15 protein-coding genes are annotated in these 21,797 nt (G+C 65.9%); 8 read left to right on the top strand and 7 right to left on the bottom strand.

Annotation, left to right across the window (positions count from 1 at the left end):
- Together FJY88_05335 and FJY88_05330 are read right to left on the bottom strand one after the other, a co-directional pair.
- On the bottom strand, nt 1–2,186 hold a 2,186-nt coding region (locus FJY88_05335), incomplete at its 3' end, for a hypothetical protein (GenBank protein ID MBM3286758.1).
- A gap of 256 nt (nt 2,187–2,442) precedes the next feature.
- Entirely contained in the window at nt 2,443–2,667 is a 225-nt protein-coding gene (locus tag FJY88_05330) for a helix-turn-helix domain-containing protein (protein MBM3286757.1), read from the bottom strand.
- Between the two features lie 123 nt (nt 2,668–2,790).
- Here FJY88_05330 and FJY88_05325 point away from each other — a divergent pair, with 123 nt between their 5' ends.
- Both FJY88_05325 and FJY88_05320 read left to right on the top strand, forming a co-directional pair.
- Nucleotides 2,791–4,026 carry a hypothetical protein gene (locus FJY88_05325; protein MBM3286756.1) on the top strand — a complete coding sequence of 412 codons (1,236 nt, stop codon included), beginning with the start codon at nt 2,791–2,793 and terminating at the stop codon, nt 4,024–4,026.
- Nucleotides 4,023–5,921 carry a recombinase family protein gene (locus FJY88_05320; protein MBM3286755.1) on the top strand — a complete coding sequence of 633 codons (1,899 nt, stop codon included), beginning with the start codon at nt 4,023–4,025 and terminating at the stop codon, nt 5,919–5,921. Before FJY88_05325 ends, FJY88_05320 begins: the two co-directional genes overlap by 4 nt.
- Here FJY88_05320 and FJY88_05315 read toward each other — a convergent pair.
- Nucleotides 5,780–7,459, bottom strand: coding sequence for an ABC transporter substrate-binding protein (locus tag FJY88_05315; GenBank protein ID MBM3286754.1), 1,680 nt, complete (start codon nt 7,457–7,459; stop codon nt 5,780–5,782). The genes FJY88_05320 and FJY88_05315 overlap by 142 nt on opposite strands.
- Nucleotides 7,460–7,581: 122 nt before the next feature.
- On the opposite strand from FJY88_05315, the gene FJY88_05310 reads away from it, so the two are divergent.
- Complete coding sequence (locus FJY88_05310; GenBank protein MBM3286753.1) at nt 7,582–9,354, top strand: NAD+ synthase; 1,773 nt, start codon at nt 7,582–7,584, stop codon at nt 9,352–9,354.
- Nucleotides 9,355–9,386: 32 nt separating this feature from the next.
- On the opposite strand, the gene FJY88_05305 is transcribed toward FJY88_05310, so the two are convergent.
- The 3 genes from FJY88_05305 to FJY88_05295 form a co-directional block, all read right to left on the bottom strand.
- A complete protein-coding gene (locus FJY88_05305; GenBank protein MBM3286752.1) occupies nt 9,387–9,596 on the bottom strand; it encodes a hypothetical protein in 210 nt (69 codons plus the stop codon).
- A gap of 1 nt (nt 9,597) precedes the next feature.
- The gene (locus FJY88_05300; GenBank protein ID MBM3286751.1) at nt 9,598–11,733 is read right to left on the bottom strand and encodes a 4Fe-4S dicluster domain-containing protein; all 2,136 of its coding nucleotides are present in this window, start codon (nt 11,731–11,733) and stop codon (nt 9,598–9,600) included.
- Between the two features lie 156 nt (nt 11,734–11,889).
- Nucleotides 11,890–13,260 (bottom strand): tryptophanase, encoded by a 1,371-nt coding sequence (locus tag FJY88_05295; protein ID MBM3286750.1) that lies wholly within the window; start codon nt 13,258–13,260, stop codon nt 11,890–11,892.
- 125 nt (nt 13,261–13,385) lie between these two features.
- Here FJY88_05295 and FJY88_05290 point away from each other — a divergent pair, with 125 nt between their 5' ends.
- Nucleotides 13,386–14,615, top strand: coding sequence for a hypothetical protein (locus tag FJY88_05290; GenBank protein ID MBM3286749.1), 1,230 nt, complete (start codon nt 13,386–13,388; stop codon nt 14,613–14,615).
- Between the two features lie 58 nt (nt 14,616–14,673).
- On the opposite strand, the gene FJY88_05285 is transcribed toward FJY88_05290, so the two are convergent.
- A complete protein-coding gene (locus FJY88_05285) occupies nt 14,674–15,609 on the bottom strand; it encodes a hypothetical protein (protein ID MBM3286748.1) in 936 nt (311 codons plus the stop codon).
- 185 nt (nt 15,610–15,794) lie between these two features.
- Between FJY88_05285 and FJY88_05280 the strand changes: the two genes are divergently transcribed.
- The 4 genes from FJY88_05280 to FJY88_05265 form a co-directional block, all read left to right on the top strand.
- Entirely contained in the window at nt 15,795–18,998 is a 3,204-nt protein-coding gene (locus FJY88_05280; GenBank protein MBM3286747.1) for a M28 family peptidase, read from the top strand.
- Nucleotides 18,999–19,044: 46 nt separating this feature from the next.
- A complete protein-coding gene (gene dusB / locus FJY88_05275; GenBank protein ID MBM3286746.1) occupies nt 19,045–20,025 on the top strand; it encodes a tRNA dihydrouridine synthase DusB in 981 nt (326 codons plus the stop codon).
- Nucleotides 20,022–20,480: a cytidine deaminase gene (locus FJY88_05270; protein MBM3286745.1), complete on the top strand. Its 459-nt coding sequence runs from the start codon at nt 20,022–20,024 to the stop codon at nt 20,478–20,480. Before dusB ends, FJY88_05270 begins: the two co-directional genes overlap by 4 nt.
- 71 nt (nt 20,481–20,551) lie before the next feature.
- Nucleotides 20,552–21,797: PEGA domain-containing protein (locus FJY88_05265; protein MBM3286744.1), on the top strand; the 1,246-nt coding region annotated here is incomplete at its 3' end.

The following is a 21,797-nucleotide window of genomic DNA, read 5'->3' as shown; positions in this document are numbered from 1 at the left end:
CGGTCATCGAGAACCCTGATGCCGAGGGCCAGCAGGTTCGGCTGGACCTGCCGGATTCGACGGGTCAACCAGCTGGGGTTCCTAGGCCACGTGCGGTCCTTTGTTGAGATGTGGAGGGCGTCCGCCACCCTCTCCAAGTCCTCGAGAAGTCGACCCGGATTGCCGACCCACTCCGTCCGATCCATCATTAGAGACAGCACGGCTTGAGCGACGGGGTTCGCATCGACCGCCGCCTGGTTCTGTCGCCCCACGTTGGCCTCATAAGCTCGGAGGAAGTCGAACGGGCTGAGCCGCAAACCAACCGCCGCCGCGGTCCCCCAACGAGCGAAATCGGCCATCCGAGGAAGGGAACGGAGCATCAAACCGGGTTCGACCTGCATGGCCCGCGCCAACGCGTCGAGGAGGCCGCCGACGATGTGGGGCCGAACAGCTTCGAAGTTGCGCCAGAGTTCGCGTTCTTGCAGCCGCTCATTCGGCGCGACGGGTTCGAGCTCCATGATCAAGGCGCGGTCGAGAAGATCGGCGCGATCCGAAACCAGGTTGATTCCCGAAAGACCGACGAGCCCGCGGTACTCGAGAACCGTCGCGTCCTCGTCGCTATAGAGCGTGCGCTTGCTCCAACCTTCTCCTGTTACCGCTCGACAGAGGGCGTCGGACAACCAGTCGGGTACGCTCGTCAAGTTGTCAAAGAACAACACACGGTTCTGGGAGGCCGCCAGCGCGAATTCGGTTTGGTCGTGGACTCCCCCACGTACCGCGACGGCTGATGGATCCAGGAGCCGCTTCACGATCTTCAGGAGAGTCGTCTTCGCGGAACCCTGAAGCCCATGCACGATGAGAGCCACGATCGGGATGTTCGGCACCAGACCGGCGACGAGGTAGGAGAGAAAGAGGATCTTGTCTCCCTCGTTCCGGAGGTTCACGAAGCGAAGAACCAGCTTTGGGTCGCCACCCTGAATCGGCTCGGGGAGAGGACGCTGGTGGGCAAACGGCCGAAAGAGGATTGGCGGCTTATCGATGACCTCCCACCGACCTGGCCTCACGCGCACGGCTCGCCTCCCGTCTAGGTCGATCCAGACCGCGCGTTCATGGAGGGCACAGCGAACACCAAGCTCGCGACACGATCCTTCGAAGAGAGCCTTCCCGGACAGGACGTTTCGCACCCCTGATAGCTGCTCGCTGTTCAGCACGTGGTTAAGTTCGATCCAGGAGATACGGAACAGCCAATCCGAAAACGTCCTTGATCGCAGAGAGAAAATTCGTCGACCGCCCTCCATGGGTACAGCGGCGAAGCTATCCTTTCGTTGGTCGTGAAAAAGCTCGATCCCTGCCGCGAGAACTAGCGGGATCAGCTTCTTTGCAATCGATTCCCTTCCGCCTGATCCCTCACGACCTTCGTTCGTCGACTCCGCCTCGATGCCGCCAATCTGCCCAGGGTCAACCGCAGATGCGGCGTCGGCTAGTATCTCCAACTCCTCCCGTGAGTGAGTCTCAAGCCAGTCCGACACGTCCCCTTTCTCTTCAAGATCAGGCAGATCGAGAATCCTCACACTCTTCGCAACCGGGAGAACGGACGTGGCGACGTCACGCGCATGCGTTCGTCCTGCATCGTCGTTGTCGGGAACAACGATGACGTCTCTTCCTCGCAGGAACTCCGCATATTCATCACGCCACTTGCCAGCCCCTCCTGGGCTGGTAGTGGCAAGGAGACCCGATTCGTGAAGTCGGTCCGCGTCCTTTTCGCCCTCTACGAGGAACACTCGGGCATCGGGATTCGACAGGATCTCAGGCAACTTGTAGGGCACGCGCCGAACGCCTTGGAGATTCCAAATCCATTGGCCATCCGCGCCTGGTCGCCGCTGCTTGAACCCCTTAGGCACGTAGCGGCACACTTGATAGAGGAGTTTGCCCTCTTCATCCAGGTAGTCGTACGTCTTCAACACATGCGACTTCGGTTGCTGTGCGCTGCGCTCGAAGAGGTCCTTCTTCTCCAGAGCCAGGGACTCGACAATTGCATCGAATGAACATCCGGCGTGGCAGTTGAGAAGAACGCGCCCGTCCTCTCCCTCGGTAACACTCAGCGAAGGCGTAGCATCATCGTGCGCCGGGCATGTCCATGTGGCCCCGGATGAACGACACCCATGTTCCTCGAGGGCTGCAATCGCTCTGCTCATCGCGGTGCTCATTCGTTACTCTTCTCCGTCGTTGGACAGACCCCGATCGGCGGATCGCGGTCTCATGTGTTCTTGGCACGTCGACGTAGAGATGGCAGGGTCCTTCCGCGTCGAGGCATCCTGTCTTGGTGACCGCTTCCACTGGATTCGACTAGCCGTACCGTGTCGTTCCCACTCTGGCCTCCAATGTCATCGCTGGTGTTCTTGAGCAATGCGATGAGCGCCGCAAGCTGGGCGTCGATGTTAGGCACGTGTCGCCGAACCATTTTCACGGTCGCTTCTCTTCCTCCAGCGACAGCGATCCGAGTGCGCGGTCCCGCGTCCTCGCTAGCCAGACCTCCCAGGCTGCAAGCGGGATCCAGATTGCTCGGCCATTCCGTATGGCCGGCAGAGAGCCGGCGCCGACCATCTGGTAGATCCTGCTCCGACTGAGGCCGAGCAAGGGGGCCAGGTCGGCCGGCCTCAGAAACTGCTTGCTCCTCTTCATTCGCATCCCCTCCGCTCAGAAGAAACCAGTTGCAACGGGCTGGAAGGAGAAGTAGCATATCTGTCATAGGATGCTGTGACTGACGTGTGACTGATGTAGCAACCTAGTGCTATAATCGAAGGTATCGTAATGTATTACGACGAATTCGAAGGTATGGAAGAGGAGCAGGTGGCTGCTCCGATGACACAGGGTGAAGTCAAGGAACGACTGAGGAAATACCTCCGCATGAAGTCTGTTCCACCGAAGCTTTGGAGATACCTCGTCTACGAGCGATTCGTCCAAACAGCGATTGCCGGGGAGGATCCCAAGTGCCGGTACCTATGTCGGGAGGCATCAGCCGAGCTCCACCGTTGGAGCCAACGAAAGCGACGGAGCCGCGCAAAGACTGACTCCCAATCCATTGATGTCGGTCCTCTGCTCGACCCACGTGAGGCAAAGCGCGAGGAAGTACTTTCCCATGAGTTGGCAAGGCTTGCGATGCACCTCGGTGCTGTCCCGGGCGAGGACGACAAGTGGTTGATCCCACCGGAGGTCCCCGCTTTCCGAGAGGACTTCCTGGGTGGGACCGTTCTCACTGACTTCCAAGCATGGAAGCTGCTCCGGTCTCCGCTCTTGGCGCTCTGCGAATGGCCGCTCCCGGGAGGGAGCGACATCCCAATCACCGACCACGAAGCCCGAATCGTCTCACGCCAGAAGGAACTCGATTCCGCTGATCCCCCTTCATTTGTCTGCGAGCGGATTCTCATCGAGATTGAATGGCCAGGTGGACATCATGAGACATCGACCACCATTGATCGCTCCACGGAGTTCCTGGACCTGAGATACCGGGGGTCACGCGGTCGTCCGGATCAGCTGCGCGTTCTACCGAAGTCGCTTCTGGGTAGACTGCACGAACTGAGTTGTCGTCTAGCAGAGCATTATCGTTGGGACACTGCATCCGCGACACAGTTCGTCTTGACCGGAAAGGTGCCGGCAACCCCATGTCTCAGCGCGGAGGTTGCGAGCCATTTCGGATCCGACCACCTTCAGATGAGGGTCAATCTCTCCATTCAGCCGTGGACGTCGGCAAGGACTGTGTACAGGATCTACAAACATCTCCAGAGCCAGATCCTCCGTCAAGAGAACCGTCACCTACGTATCGACAGTTTGGAGTTCTTGGACTTCGTCGCCGAACGACGACATGCTGGGCTCTCGTGGCGGCCCATAATGGAGCAATGGAATAAGGTGCACCCAAAGGAGCGATACAAGGCTGACGACCTGCGAAACTTCCAACGCGATTTCCAAGAGACGTCCCGTCTCTTGCTCGAACCTGCCTACCACCCGTTTTCCACTCCCGAGAGGGCCAAGCAGGAAGGGGACCTATGAAGGCTGCAATCTACCTCCGCGTCTCGACAGAGGAGCAGCGCGAACGCCAGAGCATCGCAACACAACGGGAGTTTGCGGAGCGTTACTGCTCACTCCATGAGATCTCGATTACGGATGCCTACTCTGACGACGGCGTGAGCGGCACGATCCCCTTGGAGCAGAGGCCAGAGGGATCGCGTCTTCTTCAGGATGCGAGGTCCAAGTGCTTCGATGCGGTTCTCGTCTACAAGCTCGATAGGCTAGGTAGAGATCCGCGCATGCTTCTCAACGCCTTCAATGATCTCGAGGTCCTGGGCATTCAACTGCTTAGCATGACAGAAGCCTTCGACACCGATAGTCCTGCCGGTCGCTTCATGCGCACGATCCTGTCCGGAGTGGCTGGTCTCGAGCGGGACAACATAGTCCAACGCTCCATCGAGGGTACCAATCGGCTCGCCCGCCAGGGCGCGTGGCTTGGCGGGATCGTGCCGTACGGGTATAGGGTCGAAGGGAAACACAAGGATGCGCGACTCGTGATCTCCGAGGATCCCCTCCCGGGGCTCCCCTTGTCCGAGGCTGGCGTGATCCGGCTCATCTACAAGATGTCGGCGGAAGACGGGAAGTCCTGCATTGCCATCGCGGGGCATCTGAATCGTCTTAGGGTACCCCCCGCCTACGTGCGGGACTCTCGGCTCGTCCTGCGCGGGAAGCGCAAGCAGACCACCTCAGGCATCTGGCGTCCTTCGCGCGTCAGGAATCTGATCGTCAACTCGACTTACAAAGGACTCCACGAGTACGGGAAGCGATCGAAGAAAGCACGCGATATCATCAGACGGTCCGTTCCGGCCCTGGTCAGCGAGGAGACCTGGAAACAGGCACAGCAGACGCTGAAACGAAACTATATCTTCAGCACGAGAAACGCGCGCCGGAAGTACCTGCTTCGTGGGTTGATGAAGTGTGGCCTTTGCGGGTTGACCTACGTCGGCACGGCCTACCCTTCCGCAGGAGGAACCAAGAGGGTCTACTACGTCTGCATCGGAAAGCAGAGCGGGCGTGGGACCTACGGCCTCCAAGGAAGGAAGTGCCCATCCAAGGCCATCGCGGGCAACATCGAGGACTTGGTCTGGCGGGATGTCGAGGGTTTCCTCCGGAATCCCGGAGCCGTGCTGAAGCAGTTGGCTGATCAGATCGAAGGAACGGTCGGGGAATCCGCTTCCATGAAGATCGACGCCGACCAGATGAAGCAGGCTCTCAGAGACAAGGACAATGAGCGCGATCGGGTCCTCGGACTCTACCGCCGTGGACGGATTGACGAGCCGACCCTAGACCGGCAACTGGATGAGATCGCGGTGGAGCGTGAAGCTCTCATCGATGAGATCAACCGCCTTGATAGGGCTACCGAGAGCGCGATGACAACGGAGGCCCGTCTGCGATCTACCGCCGACCTGCTCCGGGAACTGAACCACCGTCTGGACCAACCTCTTACCTGGGAGTTGAAACGCCAGATCGTGGAAGTCCTGGTCGAGGCCGTCCGGGTCGACACCATCGAGGAGGACGGCAAGCGGGACACTCGGGCGACCGTGACGTACCGATTCTGCACGCCTGAGGTTTCAATTGAGGATCGCACGGGTGGCCGTGCGAAGCTCGAGGTGCCGCCGGGCCGCCTGGGTGAGCTGTCGCTCCATCACAAGGCTGACGGCGGAAAGGAGAACGAGGACCAGGATCCCGAAGGCGATCGACATCCGTCTCGCAAGGGGAAGATAGCGCCGCCCGGTCATCGAGTCCCCGCGTGCGCCGCATCGGAACCGCCGTCGTCGAGGTGGACTTCGCGGAAGCAGATGAGGGAGACTCCGCCCGGGCCGACGTCGATCCCGCGGACGGCAGACCTCCAGGCGTGCGCGAGCGAGTTGTGGTAGAGGGGGATCATCGGCGCGTCGGCCGCGAGGATCTCGCTCAATCGCGCGTAGACCTGGTTCCGCGCCGGACCGAGGGGAAGCCTCCTTCCCTCCTCGAGAAGGGAATCCACCCGCTCGGAACGATAGGCGAAGAGGTTGCTCTGGCCGGTGCTGTGGAAGAGCGGGTAGAGGAAGGCGTCCGGATCGGGCAGATCGGCGACCCAGGACATCATGAAGGCGTGCACGGCCCCGGCGGAGGCCAGGCTGTCGAGCTGGCGCCAGCTCAGCGCCAGCGTCTTAACGGTGAAGCCGCCCGCCTCGAGGTCCGCGAGGATCGGCTCGTAGAGCCTGGGCGACGATCCCTCGCTCACCGCCACCTTCAGCGGGGGAAGCCCCCTGCCGTCCGGATACCCGGCATCGCGGAGGAGGGCGCGAGCGGCCTCCGTATCGGGGTCCGGCATGGTGTTGCCGGGAGTCCTGCCCGGCATCCCCGGCGGCAGGAACCCGTTCACCGGCACCATCCCCTCCGGATCGACGGCCACCAGCTTCTCTCGATGGATCGCAAGAAGGGCGGCCCTGCGGACCGCGGGGTCGTCGAGGGGCGGGCGGTCGCAGCGAAGCCCCATGAAACTGACGGAGAGCTCAGGCGTGCGATGGACCACGAACCCGAGGCTTCGCGCCAGCGCGCTCGTGCCCGAAGGGAGCTCGACGTAGTCCGCGTCTCCCCTTACAAGCGCCCCGATCTCGATCGGGGGAGAGGCCTCCGCCTCATCTCCCGCCGCGACGGAGCGGGACGGCAGGAAGACCAGACTGTCAAGGTTGGCCCTCTCGCCCCAGTAGTCGTCGAAGCGCCCGAGCACGATGCCCCCGTCATCCCTCCTGCGGACGAAGCGGAACGGGCCGGTGCCGATCGGCTGCTCCTCGAGACTCGCCTTCCCGCCGCGGCCGATCCCTCCGGGACCCGTGACCGCAGTCTGTTCCATGGCGAGGACCTTCAGGAAGAGAGAGAGCGGCTCCGAGAGCTCGATCTCGAGCGTTCGCTCGTTCAGCGCCCTCAGCCCTTCCACCGGCGAGGAGCGTCCGGCGGCGCGACCCTCCGCTCCCTTGATCGAGCAGAGGCACATCGAAGCGAAAGAAGGCTCCTCCCGGTGGGCAGCGATGCATCGCTCGAGGGAAGATGCGACCGAGGCCGCGTCGAGGATCGACCCGTCGTGGAACCGGACGCCAGGGCGAAGAGAAAAGGAGTAGGTTCGGCCGTCAGGACTGATCGTCCAGCTTGTCGCCAGGGCGGGGCGCAACTGAAGACCGGCATCGAGAGTGAGCAGCCCCTCGTAGATCTGCCGAACCACGACCGCCTCGTACACCTCGTCCGAACGAACCGGATCGAGATCCTGGGCGACCTCCGAGAGGACCCGGAGCTCCCCCCCCTGCCGGGGAGGCGGCTCGACCGGAGCCGGTCGCTTCTCCTCCCGCGCGCATGCAAGAAAGAGCAGAAGAATCGCCGCTCGCGCGATGCTTGTGCCCGCCCGTCCCCACGATGGTCCGCTGTGTGAGTGCACCTTGCCTCAAGCTCTCCAGTAGGGTCCTGATCGGCCAACCGGCAGGCGATCTTGACGATTCCCTGACCCCCCGCCCTCCTTGACCGCTTGCCGCGCCCTCCCTACGATCCGCCTCGAGGTGGCTGATGGCCCTGCGGATCGCTCTGGCTCAAATCAACCCGACGGTCGGCGACCTGGATGGCAACCGCCGCATGATCGAGGCATCGCTCGCCGAGGCCCGCCCCTTCCGGCCCGATCTCATCGCCTTCCCCGAGCTCGCCCTGAGCGGATATCCCCCGGAGGACCTCCTGCATCACCCCCCCTTCATTCGCGATGTGGAAGAGACGCTGGGACGGATCGCCGCCGATCACCCCGGCGATCGGATCCTGCTCGGAGCGCCGATCCGGGGCGACGACGGCCTCTACAACGCGGCGGTTCTCTTGCAGGGCGGCCGAGCGGCCCACGCTTACAGGAAGTGCACGTTGCCGAACTACGGCGTTTTCGACGAGAAGCGGCACTTCCGCGCCGGCCGGCTCTGCACGGTCTACCGGCTGGGTCGATGGAGAATCGCCGTCAATATCTGCGAGGACATCTGGGCCCCCTGCGGAGTCCCCGCCGTGCAGGCGGCCGCCGGCGCGGACGTGATGCTGAACATCTCCTCCTCCCCCTTCCATGCGGGGAAGGGACGCGAACGAGAGGAGCTGATCCGCTATCGGGCATGGCAGCACGGCGTCTGCCTCGTCTATCTGAACCTGGTCGGCGGACAGGACGAGCTGGTCTTCGACGGCGAGAGCCTCGTCTTCGCGCCCGACGGCGAGCTGCTCGCGCGAGGCCTGAGATTCGAGACCGATCTGCTCATCCTCGATGTCGACCGTCCGCGATCCCCGGCCGCCGATCCCTCGCAAGCACCCGCTCCCCCGCCCGACGGATTCGTGCAGCCTCGTCATGAAGGAATCGAGGAGATAGAGGACGAGCTTCGTCTGGAGGAGATCGACCTCGGCCCGCAGGATACGAATCCCCCTCCGCCGCTCCCCCGGCGCCCTCCGCAACATCGAATAGAGACCCAGGAAGCGGAGATCTACGGAGCCCTCTGCCTCGGCACGCGGGACTATGTCCGCAAGAACGGGTTCACCGATGTCGTGATCGGCCTGAGCGGCGGCATCGACTCGGCCTTGACTGCGGTCATCGCGTGCGACGCGCTGGGCGCGGCCTCCGTGCATGGCCTGACGATGCCGGGGCCTTACACATCTTCCACCTCGCTCGCGGGGGCGCGGGAGCTCGCCGGCAACCTGGGAATCTCCCTCGCCTCGATTCCGATCGATGAGGCCCTGGCCGCCTACCGCGCGATGCTCGACTCGACCCTCCGCGAGAAGCGGTTGGGGATCACGGACGAGAACCTGCAGGCGCGCATCCGCGGCAATCTTCTGATGGCGCACTCCAACGCCCTCGGCTGGCTCGTCCTGACGACCGGGAACAAGAGCGAGTTCGCTGTGGGCTACTGCACGCTCTACGGGGACATGGCCGGAGGTTTCGCGGTGATCAAGGACGTGCCGAAGGGCCTGGTCTATCGCCTCGCCCGATGGCGCAACGGCCGGGATGGAGGGGCCGGTCCGATCCCCGGGGACACCCTGGAGAGGCCGCCGTCGGCGGAGCTACGCCCGGATCAAGAGGACAGCGACACCTTGCCCCCCTACCCTGTCCTCGACCGGATCCTCGAGGCGAGGATCGAACGCGAGGAGCCGATCGAGCGTCTCGTCGGGGCGGGTTGCGATCCCGCGCTCATCCGGAAGATCTATGGATGGATCGACGGAAACGAGTACAAGAGACGCCAGGCTCCGCCGGGGATCAAGATCACCCCCCGCGCCTTCGGCAGGGACAGGCGCTATCCCATCACAAACCGCTACCGAGGATCCTGAACCGCGCCGGCCGCAGATCCTGCGCGGGCGGATCACCCGACGCGCTCGGCCTCCGCCGACACCGCCACGACCTCGCCGAAGTGGACGCGGTGGTAGTCCTTGGCCGGATAGAGCGTCTCGATCTCCCGGAGTCCGAAGCGGCTCGGATCGAGGTCCTGCCAGTAGATCTTCCGGCACTCCAGAACCAGGTCGGCCTCGGCGAAGCCGGGGGCCGAGACGAGGGTTGAGGCTGTTGGCGTCAATCTAGATCCCCAGGCTCCGCCGCACCAGCGTCGCCAGATCCACGACGCGGAGGCGTTCCTCTAGGTCGCGCGCCTTCAGTCCATCGACGAGCATCTGCTGGCAGAAGGCGCAGCCGACCGCGATCGTGCCGGCTCCGGAGGCGACCGCTTCGTCGACGCGCCGCGTGTACGGTCGATGATCGCCGCTGTCCAGGTCCATCCAGTAGTGTCCGCCGCCGGCTCCGCAGCAGTGGCTGGAGTCCATCCGATGGCGCATCTCGCGCAGTTGCAGGCCCGGCAGCGAGCGCAGGGCCCGCCGCGGCGGCTCCCAGAGCCCCTGATAGCGGCCGAGGTAGCAGGGATCGTGGTAGGCGACCCGCTCCTCGACCCGCTCCCCGGCGCGGAGCCTGCCCTCGGCCAGCCACTCCGCCAAGAGCTGGCTGTGGTGTTTCACAGGGAAGGTCGCGCCGAAGCCGGGATACTCGTGGGCGAAGGCGTTGTAGCCGTGGGGGCAGCTCACCAGCAGGGTCTTGAAGCGCCGCGACTGGAGGGCCTCGATCGTCCGCTTGGCGGTCGACTGAAAGAGGTTCTCGTCTCCGAGCACCCTGGCCGGATCTCCGCAACAGGTTTCATCCCTCCCGAGGTGCCCGAAGGGAACACCGGCGTGCCGCAGGATCGCCACCAGGTCCTCGACGCTCTTCTGCTTCTCCGGATCGTATGTGGCGACGCATCCGATCCAGAGGAGGATCTCGGTCTCGCCGCCCGGTTCGACCACGGGGATCCCCAGGCGTTCGACGAACTCCAATCGCGCCGCCTGCGGCCCGAACGGGTTCCCCTGCGCCTCTAAGGCGCGAAGGGCGCGGCCCGCGTCGGCAGGAATCCGTCCTTCCATCATCACCTCCGCCCGCCGCAGCTCGACGAAGAGATCGACGTGGCGGATCGCAGCAGGGCAGTCGGTCTGGCATGCGTGGCAGGTGCGGCAGTGCCAGATGAACTGCGGATCGGAGAAGACAGTCCCCTCCACGCCGATGATCGGCTTCTGAGGGGCTGAGGCCGCCGGCTCTCCGCTCCCCGCGATCGCGCCCGATGCTCCGGCGCCCGGCGACTCCAGCGCGCGATCCCGTCGATCGGGCGACCCGGGCGCGCGCGCCATCCTCTTCAGGTCCTCGATCAGCCGGCGGGGGCTCAGGGGTTGCCCCGTCGCCCAGGCCGGGCAGACTTCGTCGCAGCGCCCGCACTCGATGCATGCGTCGAGATCGAGCCGCTGCTTCCATGTGAGCTGCTCGCACCGCGCGACGCCGACCTCGAACTCGGCATCCTCCTTGGCCAGGAGACTCTCGATGTCGACTCGCGCCAGGGACCCCGTCGGCGTCTGCTTCGAGAGGTACTGGTTTGCGGGAATCGCCAGCATGTGGAAGAACTTCGTGTGGGGGATCAGGGCGATCATCGCGAATGTGCCCAAGGCGTGCGTCCACCATGTCAGGAAGTGGAGGGTCCGCCCCGCCTGCGGACTCAATCCCGCCAGCATGGATGAGAAGAGGGCGCCGATCGGGGCATAGGCGCGCCAAGGGTCTCCGTCCGGATGAAAGCGCATCCTTGCTCCCTCGGCCAGCAGCCCCGTCAGAACGAGGAAGGCGAGGATCCCCAGAATGACCGCGTCGGCGGGCTTGGGCTCCGGGAGGTGGCGGGGGCGGGCGATGTACCGCCTTGCCGCGGCGATGGCCAGCCCTATCAGCAGAAGCGCCGCCGCCAGGTCGGAGAGGATTGTGAAGAAGAGGTAGACCGTGCCCCGGTAGATGGGAATCCCGAAGTCCATGTCGGCCATGACAACGAGCGTCGTCACGAAGAGGGCGCCGAAACTGTAGAAGACGAGGGAGTGGAAGAGCCCCGGAAGGAACCGCCCGCGCGTCCTGTTCTGGAGAAGGGTCTCGCGCGCGAGAACTAAGGCGCGCCTGCCCCACGCGGCGAACGACTCGTCGGTCGGCTTGCCCGCCTTCCACTCTCGGATGCGCCGCCGCAGTCCCCAGGCGAAGATCAGGAAGGCAATCGCCATGAGGACGTACATGGCGACATGGCTCGCGGCTCCCAGGTTCCACATCAGCTCCCGCGCCGCCTGGTCCTGGGTCGCGCCACCCCTCATTCCACCCACTGAAGTCATCGACCCCACCCCCCCGACACGCGCCCGCACCCATCGGCCTCGCCCAGCCCGCCCCCGGCCGCCACCGGGCCGCGCTCACCGAGCGGAACCCTCCTCGAATCCTAGAACAACCGTGCGCCCCTTGCGAGCCCCGCCGGGGCGCCCAATCCGAAGGCTCTAGAGCGGCTCGAAGCGAGCCGTGAAGTGCCGCAGGAAGGGGGCCTGATAGACAAGCCGCAGCCCGCGCAGGGAACTCCTGCGTTCGTGGACGGCCAGCACGACCTCGGCGACATAGTCGATGTGGCTCTGGGTGTAGACCCTCCTTGGGATCGCCAGCCGCACGAGCTCCATCGGCGGTCCCACGTGCCGGCCCGTCGCCGAGTCCATCCTGCCGAACATGAGGCTTCCGATCTCCACCCCGCGGACTCCGCCCTCGAGGTAGAGCTCGTTCGCCAGGACCTGTCCCGGGAACTGCTCCGGAGCTATCTGGGGAAGGAATCCGCCGGCGTCCAGATAGACGGCGTGTCCTCCGGGCGGCAGGATCATCGGGACTCCGCGGGCCTGCAGTTTCTCGCACAGATACGCGACCGTGCGAACGCGGTAGCGCAGGTAGTCCTCGTCCAGCACCTCGCGCAACCCCTGAGCGATCGCCTCGAGATCGCGCCCCGCCAGGCCCCCATAGGTCGGGAAGCCCTCGGTCAATATGAGGAGATTGCGGGCCTCCATGGCCATCTGGTCGTCCCGCACCCCGAGGAAGCCGCCGATGTTGGCTAGCCCATCCTTCTTCGCGGACATGGTGCAGCCGTCGGCTTCGGCGAACATCTCCTGCACGATCGCGAGGATGCTCCTGCCGGCCTGCCCCTCTTCCCTCTGCTGGATGAAGTAGGCGTTCTCCGCGAACCGGCAGGCGTCGAGGAAGAACATGGCGCCGCTGTCATGGGCGATCCGCGCGGCCGCGCGGATGTTCGCGAGGCTGACCGGCTGGCCCCCTCCGCTGTTGTTGGTCACGGTCAGGATGACAGCGCGCAGGTCCCGCCACCGAGCCTTGGCCTCCCGCTCGAGCCTCTCGAGATCGATGTTCCCCTTGAACGGATGCACGGCCGCGGGGATCGTCCCCTCGGCGATCGGCAAGTCGATCGCCGTGTCGCCGGCGAACTCGATGTTCGCCCGCGTCGTGTCGAAGTGGGTGTTTCCCAGATAGGTCGCCCCCGGCCGGTGCAGGACCGTGAAGAGGATCTTCTCCGCCGCGCGCCCCTGGTGCGTCGGGATCACGTGCTTCATTCCCGTGATCCTGCGAACCTCACGCTCGAACTCGAAGAAGGAGCGCCCGCCGGCGTACGACTCGTCGCCGCGCATCATCCCCGCCCACTGATCGCTGCTCATGCTCGACGTCCCGCTGTCGGTCAGCAGGTCGATCAAGACGTCCTCGGCGCGGACCATGAAGAGGTTGTGGCCGGCCTGGGCCAGGTATCCCCTCCGCTCCGACGGCGTCGTCATGCGGATCGGCTCCACCATCTTGATCTTGAACGGCTCAATGATGGTCTTCACAGCGCCTCCATCTTCGTTGGACCTCGTGACCGGTTTGCAGGCTACGCGCCCGGGCGCCGGGGGTCAACGCGACGCCGGTGTCGGCTGCAGGCCGGGAAGACGGATCCCGAGAGGACTGGCGGACGATGCCATCGGGGGCTATCCTCGCCTCTCGCGCCGGCCAGGAGCGCCGGGGGAGGTCACGCATGCGGATCGCTGTGCTGGGCGCCGGCCGCCAAGGGTTCGCCTGCGCCCTCGACTTGCTGCGCGAGGCGGATCTCGAGAGGCTCCTGCTGCTCGACAACGACCCTCGCGGGCTTGAGGCGGCGAAGGAGGCGCTCGCGGACCCGCGGGTGACGACCGCCCCGCTCGACGCGGCCCGAGAGGAGGATCTCGTCAAGGCCCTCGAGGGGTGGCAGGTCGTAGTCAGCGCGGTCCCCTACTTCTTGAACACCGGGATCACGCGCGCCGCCGTCAAGGCCGGATGCTCAATGACCGACATGGGCGGCAACACCGACGTCGTCTTCCAGCAGAGGTCGCTCGATGAGGAGGCACGGCGCGCGGGCGTCACCATCGTCCCCGACCTGGGCCTCGCCCCGGGCCTCGGGAACATCCTCGCGGCGGCAGCGATCGAGGGAATCGAGGAGGTCGATGACCTGCGCATCCGCTGCGGCGGCCTGCCGCTCGATCCAGGGCCTCCTCTCGGCTACGCTCTCTTCTTTTCGATCCACGGACTGCTCAACGAGTACAGCGGAGAATCGGTCTGCCTGCGAGAGGGCAGGATCGCGCGGGTGGCCACGCTCACCGAGCCGGAGTGGATCGAGTTCCCCGAGCCGGTGGGCCTCTGCCGGGCGGTCCACACCTCCGGCGGGATCTCGACCCTTCCGTGGGCGCTCGAAGGACGGGTCCGCCACCTCGACTACAAGACGGTCCGCTACCCGGGACACTGGCCGCGGATCCGGTTCCTGAAGGAGATCGGCCTGCTGGAGACCCAGCCGATCCGCGTGGGCCGCGCAAGCCTTCCGCCCCGGGATGTCGCAGCGGCCCTGCTCGGTCCGATGCTCGAGCGCCCCGAGACGCCCGACGTGATCGTCCTGCGCGTCCGCTCGCGCGGCCGCGCCCGCGGCGAGGAAGTCACGCGCCAGTATGACCTGCTGGAAACCGGCGGGGAGAACGGCGCCCTCACCGCGATGATGAAGCTGACCGCCTATCCGACGGCGGCCGTCGCGCTCCAGCTCGCGCGCGGGAAGCTCATCCGGCACGGGGTTCTCGCCGCCGAAGATGAGGTGGACGCCGGGGCGATGATCGCGCACCTGCGAAGCCGCGGAATCGAGGTCGCCCTGACCGAGACGATTCGGAGGCGCGGCGGGGGTTAGGGGTTTCCAGCGACGAACGGACGCCGCGCGCGACCGTCTCAGGTCGCGTGGAACGGCTCTAGCGGGTCTTCTCGCGGGCCTGCAGGATCTCCACGTAGTGGGTCAGCCGCCTCACCCTCATCTTGTCCTGGAGCTTCGAGTAGATGAGCACGAGGTTGCGGAGCATCCGGATGACGATGTCGCGATTCGTGGACGTGGCGACATACTCTTCCTTGAAGTAGTAGCCCGCCCCGGTGAGGTAGTGGGCGCAGTCCCGGCGGCTCAAGAGCTTGCCGGCGTTGTAAGGATCGATGTAGATCTCGTACCCCGCGCTCTCGTACTTGACCAAGAAGTGCCCCGGCAACCCGACTCCGCTGACGGGAAGCTGGCATCTCTCGGCGACAAGCACATAGAGAGCGGAGAGGCTGATCGGTATGCCGGTCCTCTTCTCAAGGACGCGGTTCATGTAGCTGTTGTCCGGGTTGTAGTAGTCGGCCGTGTTGCCGGTGAACTTCATTTCCTCGAACAAGTACTGGTTGACGGCGGCCACGATCTCGGCCGGCTCCACGAGACTCCGCAACCGCTCCCGCAGCGGGCTCGCCAGGCTGTCCAGCTGGGCGCCGAAGACCGCCCGATCGAGGTCGGGGTATTCCGTCCGCGCGATCGCGAGAACGCCCGCCTCCAGAGAGAAGGAGGAGTCATCGCGAGCCGCGAGGGCCTGGAACTGCTTCTCGAGGTCATCGAGGATGATCCGCGCCATCACGTGCCGCGCGCGGACTCGCGTCCTCGGGTCGGGATGCTCGGAGGCCTCGCGAAGGTGCGCCAGGGCGGGCGGGCCGATCTCCAGCAGATGGGCCCAGACGCTGTTGACGATCTTCGCATCCTCGTCCGCGAGGAGGGATATGAGCGCCTTGTACTCGCTCTCGGTCAGCGACTTTGCCGGCATCGACTCTCCTCGGTTCAGGTTCCGTTCGAAGCCCGACCTACCACCGCTCCCAACGACAGAGCGTAGCATCGCCGCCGAGAGGCGCTCAATCGGAAAAGGGCTCGCGCGATGGACGGCCCCCGCGAGACGGCCCCCGCGAGTGGACGACCCTCCCCCGAGGTCCTATACTTCGCTGCGGAAGAACCGAGCGAACCGCCGCGGGCGCCAAGGGGGACGCAGCCGCCGCGGAGCGCGTCGCCCCATGGAGGCCATCCGTGCCGACTCGTCGTGACATCTTGCGGTTGGCGGAGACGCTGACCTCGGCTCCCACCGTGAGCTACCGGGAGCACGAGGTCATGGCGCGCATCCGGACGGAGCTCGATCGGGTTGGAATCCCCTACGCGTCGGATCGCTGGGGCAACCTGATCGCCCGGTATCGCGGTCCCCGCCCCCGCGGCCGTCCGGTGGCCTTCACTGCCCACATGGACCATCCGGGCCTTGTCGTGACCGCGAGCCGCGGAGATCTCGCGGTCGCCGATTGGTATGGCGGAGTTCAGCCAAAGTACTTCGCGGGCGCGCGCGTGCGCGTCGAGACATCGGAGGGACCCGTCCGCGGGCGGGTGCTCTCCTGCCAGTTGGCTCCGACCGGCAGGGTCTCCTCCGTGAGGCTCCGGCTCGCCCGGCCCGTCCCGGTGGGATCGGTCGGCGGATGGGATCTCGTTCCCTTCCGCCTCGACGGGCCCTGGCTGAAGACGAAGTCGGCGGACGATCTGCTCGGCTGCGCGGCGGTCCTCTCCCTCATGCGCGATCTCTCTGCGCAGAGACCGCCCATCACGGTCTACGGCGTCTTCACGCGCGCGGAGGAGGTCGGGCTCTTCGGGGCATCCGCCCTCGCGCAGGATCGAGCCCTTCCGCAAGAGACGGCCGTGATCGTGATCGAGACGAGCAAGCAGCTTCCCTGCGGCCAGCTCGGCAAGGGAGTCATCGTCCGCGTCGGCGATCGCCGGAGCGTCTTCCATCCCACGATCTGCCACATCCTGCGCGACTCGGCTGAGCTCTTGCGAAAGAGCCTTCGCGGATTCGAGTACCAGCGGTGCCTGATGGACGGAGGATTCTGCGAGGCGACGCCGTTTCAGGCCTTCGGATACGCGGCCGGCGGACTCGCTCTCGCACTCGGCAACTACCACAACATGGGCCCGCGCCGGATTGCCGAGGAGTATGTCCACAAGGACGATTTCTGGAGCCTCTGCTGTCTCCTTCCGGCCGCAGCGGAGCGCCTGGCGACAGCGATCGATCCCCACGAGGCGGAGCGCAGGGACTTCCGCCGCAAGCTGGCTCCCGCCCGCGAGAAGCTGCTGGCCAGCCGGTCCCTTCCTCCCCCCGAGTTCAAGAAGGAGACGAGGCGCAGGTCCCGCAGCGCGACGGCCGCGCTGGTCTTGGCGGCCGCTCTCGCCTCGCTGCCATCATCCCTTCCGGCCGCCACATCGGAGTGGAGGGACGCTCGGATCGAGGAGGCCTGCAAGCAGCCCGGGGCGCGGGCCATCCCCGCCTCTCGCGCCGCGACAGAGGATCCGCGCGACTCCTACGACGCGCAGAGCTATGACCTCTCGCTCCGGGTGGATCCGGTCCTGGAGGAGATCGAGGGGGTTCTCGTCATGCGGCTTCGCGCGGTGGCCGACCTGGCGGAGATCGTGCTGGATCTCGCGGAGGGGCTCGGAGTCGACTCTGTCGCCTTCCAGGGCGCAAGCTGCGCCTTCTCGCGCCCACAGCCGGATCGCCTCACGGTTCACTTGCCGTCCATCCTCGGGACGGATGAAGAAGCGGTGCTCAGAGTGAGGTACGGGGGCCGCCCGGGGGAAGGGTACTTCTCAGGCTTCGAGTTCTTCTCGAAGCATGGAAGCGGATCAACTGAATTCCCAGTGGTTTCCACCCTGAGCCAGCCCAACGGCTCCCACACCTGGTGGCCCTGCAAGGAGAGCATGTCGGACAAGGCCCTCGCCACCCTGTCGGTCGAGATGGACCCCGCCTTCGAGGTCGCGGGAGTCGGCGACCGGGTCCGCTCCGAGCGAGTGGCGAGCTTGCGGAGAACGACGTGGCAGACCCGCTACCCGATCGCCCCCTTCCTGCTCTCCTTCTCGGCGACCGACTACGCCGCGTGGGAGGAAAGCTTCCTCGCGGCCGACGGCGACAGCATCCGACTGCAGTTCTACGCTTTTCCGGAGGATTCGGCGAAGGCCGCCGCCGACTTCCTTCCGGCGGTCGTCGATCGCGAGACTTCCGCCCTCGCCGCCTTCGAGAATCGCTTCGGCCCCTATCCGTTTCGCGACCGCGCCGTGGGGTGGGAGAAGCTCGGGATCGCCGAGGTCCCGTGGGGCGCCCTGGCCATGGAGCACCAGACCTGCGTCTCGCTCGGGAATCGATTCCTGACGGGAAACGGCGCCTACGCATGGGCGATCGCCCACGAGATCGCGCACCAGTGGTGGGGCGACGCCGTGACTCCCGCCTCGATGGACGACATCTGGCTGAGCGAGGGATTCGCGACTTTCTGCGAAGCCGTATACGCCGAGCACCTCGGCGGGAGGGCGGCGTACGACTCCTGGCTGAAGAGGCCGAAGAAGTACGTCCCGGTCAGCACCGATGACCTCCAGACGAGTCTCGTCTCCCCGGATCCCGCCTACTGGTTCCTGCAGAGCCTCACCTACAACAAGGGGGCCTGGGTCCTGCGGATGCTCCGCGAGGAGCTCGGGGATCGGGTCTTCTTCGCGTCGCTGAATCGCTACCTCGACCGCCACCTCCACGCGAGCGCGACGACGAACGACTTCATCCGGGCGGTCGAGGAGACTGCGGGGCGCGACCTGCGGGCCTTCTTCATCCCCTGGCTCTACGGCCGCGGACGACCCGTCATCGCCTGGGACTGGTGGCCGTCCCCCTCCGGCGAGGGGCACGCCGTGAGGCTCTACATCGAGCAGACGCAGGACGGGCCCATCTATCCGCGCACGCCTCCGTACGACTCGCCCAGCGAGGCGTTCGCCTTCACCCTTCCGATCCGGATCGAGGGGGATGGCGAGCGGGTCGAGCGGAAGATTCCGATCTGGCGGCGGACGGAGACCGCCCTGCTGGACGGGATCCCGTTCGCGCCGCGCGTCGTCACGATCGATCCCGACACGTTCCTCCTGCGCGTGGTGCTGGAGAGGGGCGCGGGCTTCTCCACCTCCGCCCTGCGGTCGCATCCGAATCCGAGCCGGGGAGAGACCGAGATCTACATCCGCGGCTCCGCGGCGGGGCCGACCAGCGTGGCGATCCACGACGCCGCGGGCCGACTCGTGCGCCGACTCGAGTCCGTGCGGGGCGAGGGGATCCACCGCGTGCGCTGGGACGGCGAGAGCGATGCCGGGGAACGAGTCGCCTCGGGGCATTACTTCGCGAGGAGCAACGGCCCGGGCGGCGGCGCGACGGCCAGAATCAGCGTGATCCGATGATCGCGAGGCGCGCAACAGCAGACCGCCTCGGCGGGCGCGGGGCGTTATGAGGATCGGGTCCCTTCTCTTCGAGCGCGGTCTCTTCCTCGCGCCGATGGAGGATGTCACCGACCGTCCGTTCCGTCGCCTCTGCAGGAGAATGGGAGCCGACCTCGTCTATACGGAGTTCGTCTCCTCGGAGGGGCTCGTGCGCGGCATCGCGCAGAGCCGCGGACGCATCCGGCTGACTCCCGATGAGCATCCCGTGGGGATCCAGATCTATGGGTGCCGAGAGGAGGCTCTCGTCGAAGCCGCCCGGTTGGCCTGCGATGCGGGTCCAGACCTGATCGACATCAACTTCGGCTGCCCGGCGAGGAAGATCGCGAACCGCGGCGCCGGCTCGGGAATGCTCAAGGAGCCGGACCGCCTTGTGGCGCTCGCGGCCGCAGTGGTCCGCGCCGTCCCCCTGCCCGTGACGGTCAAGACCCGCCTCGGCTGGGATCAGACGACGATTGGCATCGTCGATCTCGCGCGAAGGCTCGAGGACGCCGGCATCGCGGCCTTGACCCTCCACGCCCGCACGCGCCAGCAGATGTTCAAGGGCCAGGCGGTTTGGGATTGGATCGCGCGGGTCAAGGCGGCGGTCTCCTTCCCCGTCATCGGCAACGGCGACATCAAGACGCCGGCCGACGCGGCCCGGATGTTCGGGGAGACCGGGTGCGACGCGGTCATGATCGGGCGGGCGGCGATCGGGAATCCATGGATCTTCGAGCGGGCCCGGGCGCATCTCCGCACGGGCGTCGACCCCGGCCCTCCTCCGCTCGCCGAGCAGATCGAGGTCTACCTCGCCCTGCTCTCCGAGCTGATCGCCGAGAAGGGAGAAAGACGCGGGATCATCGAGAGCAGGAGGCAGCTCGCTTCGATCCTTCGGGCCGCTCCCCGCATCGCGGCCGTGAGGGCGGAGGCGATGACCCAGACCACCCTTCCGGACCTCGCCGGGGTTCTCGGCCCCCTTCGCGATCCCCGCGGGGCGGAGGTCAGGGCGTGAGGCGCCGCGGCGGGGAGGCCGGCATCCTGAGACGGGGTGCGAGGTGGCCCGCGACATGGCATCCCCTGGTCGATGCGGCCCGAGAGGCGCTGCGCCACGCGCGCGGCAAACCGCGCTGGGCGGCGGCGATCGAGGACGAGCACGGACGCATCCACGCGGGCGCGTCGATCTCCCTCCCCGATCTCCCCGCGGCATCGCTCTGCGCCGAGCACGTGGCCGTCGCGGCGCTCGTTTCGGCCGGCTCCCGGAACTCCGCGCGCGTCGTGGTCGTGGCCCGCGGTCCGGCCGGGGCGGCGCCCCCATGCGGACGCTGCCTGCAGGTTCTGTGCGAGATGGGCGCCGATCCGGAGATCCGCTGGGGCACCTGCGCCAGCGAGCGCGGCCGCTCGACCCTCGCCCGCCTGCTGCCGAGCGCCTTTCGCGACTATCCTCGTCCCGGGGCTCGCGCGCGCTGACGGCCGGCGGGCGCCCAGCGGGTTTCCCTTGACCCTTCTTTGCGATCGCTGGTAGGTTCGCCGCTGGTCGCATGGAAGATCCGATGAAGAAGCCACCAAGAGCCGGACGCGCGTGCCGACAGCATCCCCTCCCGCACCTCGGGGGAATCCGGCTCGTCGTGGTTCTGGCGCTCCAATCGATCCTCCTCCTCTCCGCCTCCGCCGGGTTGGCTCCGGCCTCGGGCCGTCTCGAGGGAGAGGTCCTGGAGGCCGCGACGGGCAAGCCGCTGGCCTACGCGAACGTGGTCATCGTCGGGACGAGCTGGGGAGCGATGTCCCAGTCGGACGGGAGCTTCGCCATCTCTCCGCTTCCGGCCGGCTCCTACCAGGTGCGCGTGACCTTCGTGGGGTATGAGAGCGTGCAGGAGGCAATCTCGCTGAAAGAGGGCGAGACGCTCGACATGATCTTCCGGCTCAAGCCGACCGTCACGCAGACGAAGGAAGTGACGATCAAGGCCGACAGACCCCTCGTGGACATCAAACGCGCCTCGACCGTCCGCTCGCTCGACGCAGAGGAGCTGAAGTCGATGGCCCTCGAGCCGACGCTGGACAGCGTGGTCGAGCAGCAGCCCGGCGTCACCAAGGACAACGACCAGCTCCACATCCGCGGCGGCCGGGCCGACGAGACCCTCTACATCGTCGACGGCGTCAAGACGCGCGACCTCCTCTCGGGCGACTCGAAGGGGAGCGCCATCAGCGCGCGGTCGGTCGCCGAGGTGAACATCATCACGGGGGGATTCGACGCCAAGTACGGGCAGGCCCTCTCAGGCATCATCGAGGCCAAGCTCAAGGAAGGAACCGACGATTTCCAGGGGTTCATCGGATACACGACCGACCGCGGACTTGACGACCAGAACCTGGATCACTACGAGTTCCAGATCTCCGGCCCCCTCCAGGTCCTTCCGAAAGCGGTGGGGCTGCTCGGGGTGGACGATCCAGGGCGGATGAAGTTCTTCCTGAGCCTCTCGTCGAACCTGAGCGACGGATGGCTTCCTTCGATCTCGGACGATCCCTCCGAGTTCGCGAAGCGTCTCTATCCGGATGACCGGGAGACCTATCTCGCCCTTGCCGGAGCAGAGAACCGGAGCCTCTACTCCTCCTACAAGGACAGGGCGTTCGGGAAGGACTTCCGGTACGAGGAGTTCTTCTATCCCCGGGCGAGCAACCAGTGGCGCATGCTCTTCAAGACGAGCTGGCGCGCGACGAGATCCGACAAGTTCGATCTCTCCTACACGAAGAACATCTCCTTCGATCAGGGATTCGGCGAGAGCGACATCG

It is taken from the genome of Candidatus Eisenbacteria bacterium, assembly GCA_016867495.1.
Classification (GTDB): domain Bacteria; phylum Eisenbacteria; class RBG-16-71-46; order CAIMUX01; family VGJL01; genus VGJL01.
This window is presented reverse-complemented; position numbering and strand designations above follow the sequence as displayed.

Bases quoted from the DNA above. Each gene is read 5' to 3' on its own strand.
- FJY88_05320 (MBM3286755.1), top strand. From the start codon at position 4,023: ATGAAGGCTGCAATCTACCTCCGCGTCTCGACAGAGGAGCAGCGCGAA.
- dusB (MBM3286746.1), top strand. From the start codon at position 19,045: ATGAGGATCGGGTCCCTTCTCTTCGAGCGCGGTCTCTTCCTCGCGCCG.
- FJY88_05290 (MBM3286749.1), top strand. From the start codon at position 13,386: ATGCCATCGGGGGCTATCCTCGCCTCTCGCGCCGGCCAGGAGCGCCGG.
- FJY88_05330 (MBM3286757.1), bottom strand. From the start codon at position 2,667: ATGCGAATGAAGAGGAGCAAGCAGTTTCTGAGGCCGGCCGACCTGGCC.
- FJY88_05300 (MBM3286751.1), bottom strand. From the start codon at position 11,733: ATGACTTCAGTGGGTGGAATGAGGGGTGGCGCGACCCAGGACCAGGCG.
- FJY88_05285 (MBM3286748.1), bottom strand. From the start codon at position 15,609: ATGCTACGCTCTGTCGTTGGGAGCGGTGGTAGGTCGGGCTTCGAACGG.
- FJY88_05325 (MBM3286756.1), top strand. From the start codon at position 2,791: ATGTATTACGACGAATTCGAAGGTATGGAAGAGGAGCAGGTGGCTGCT.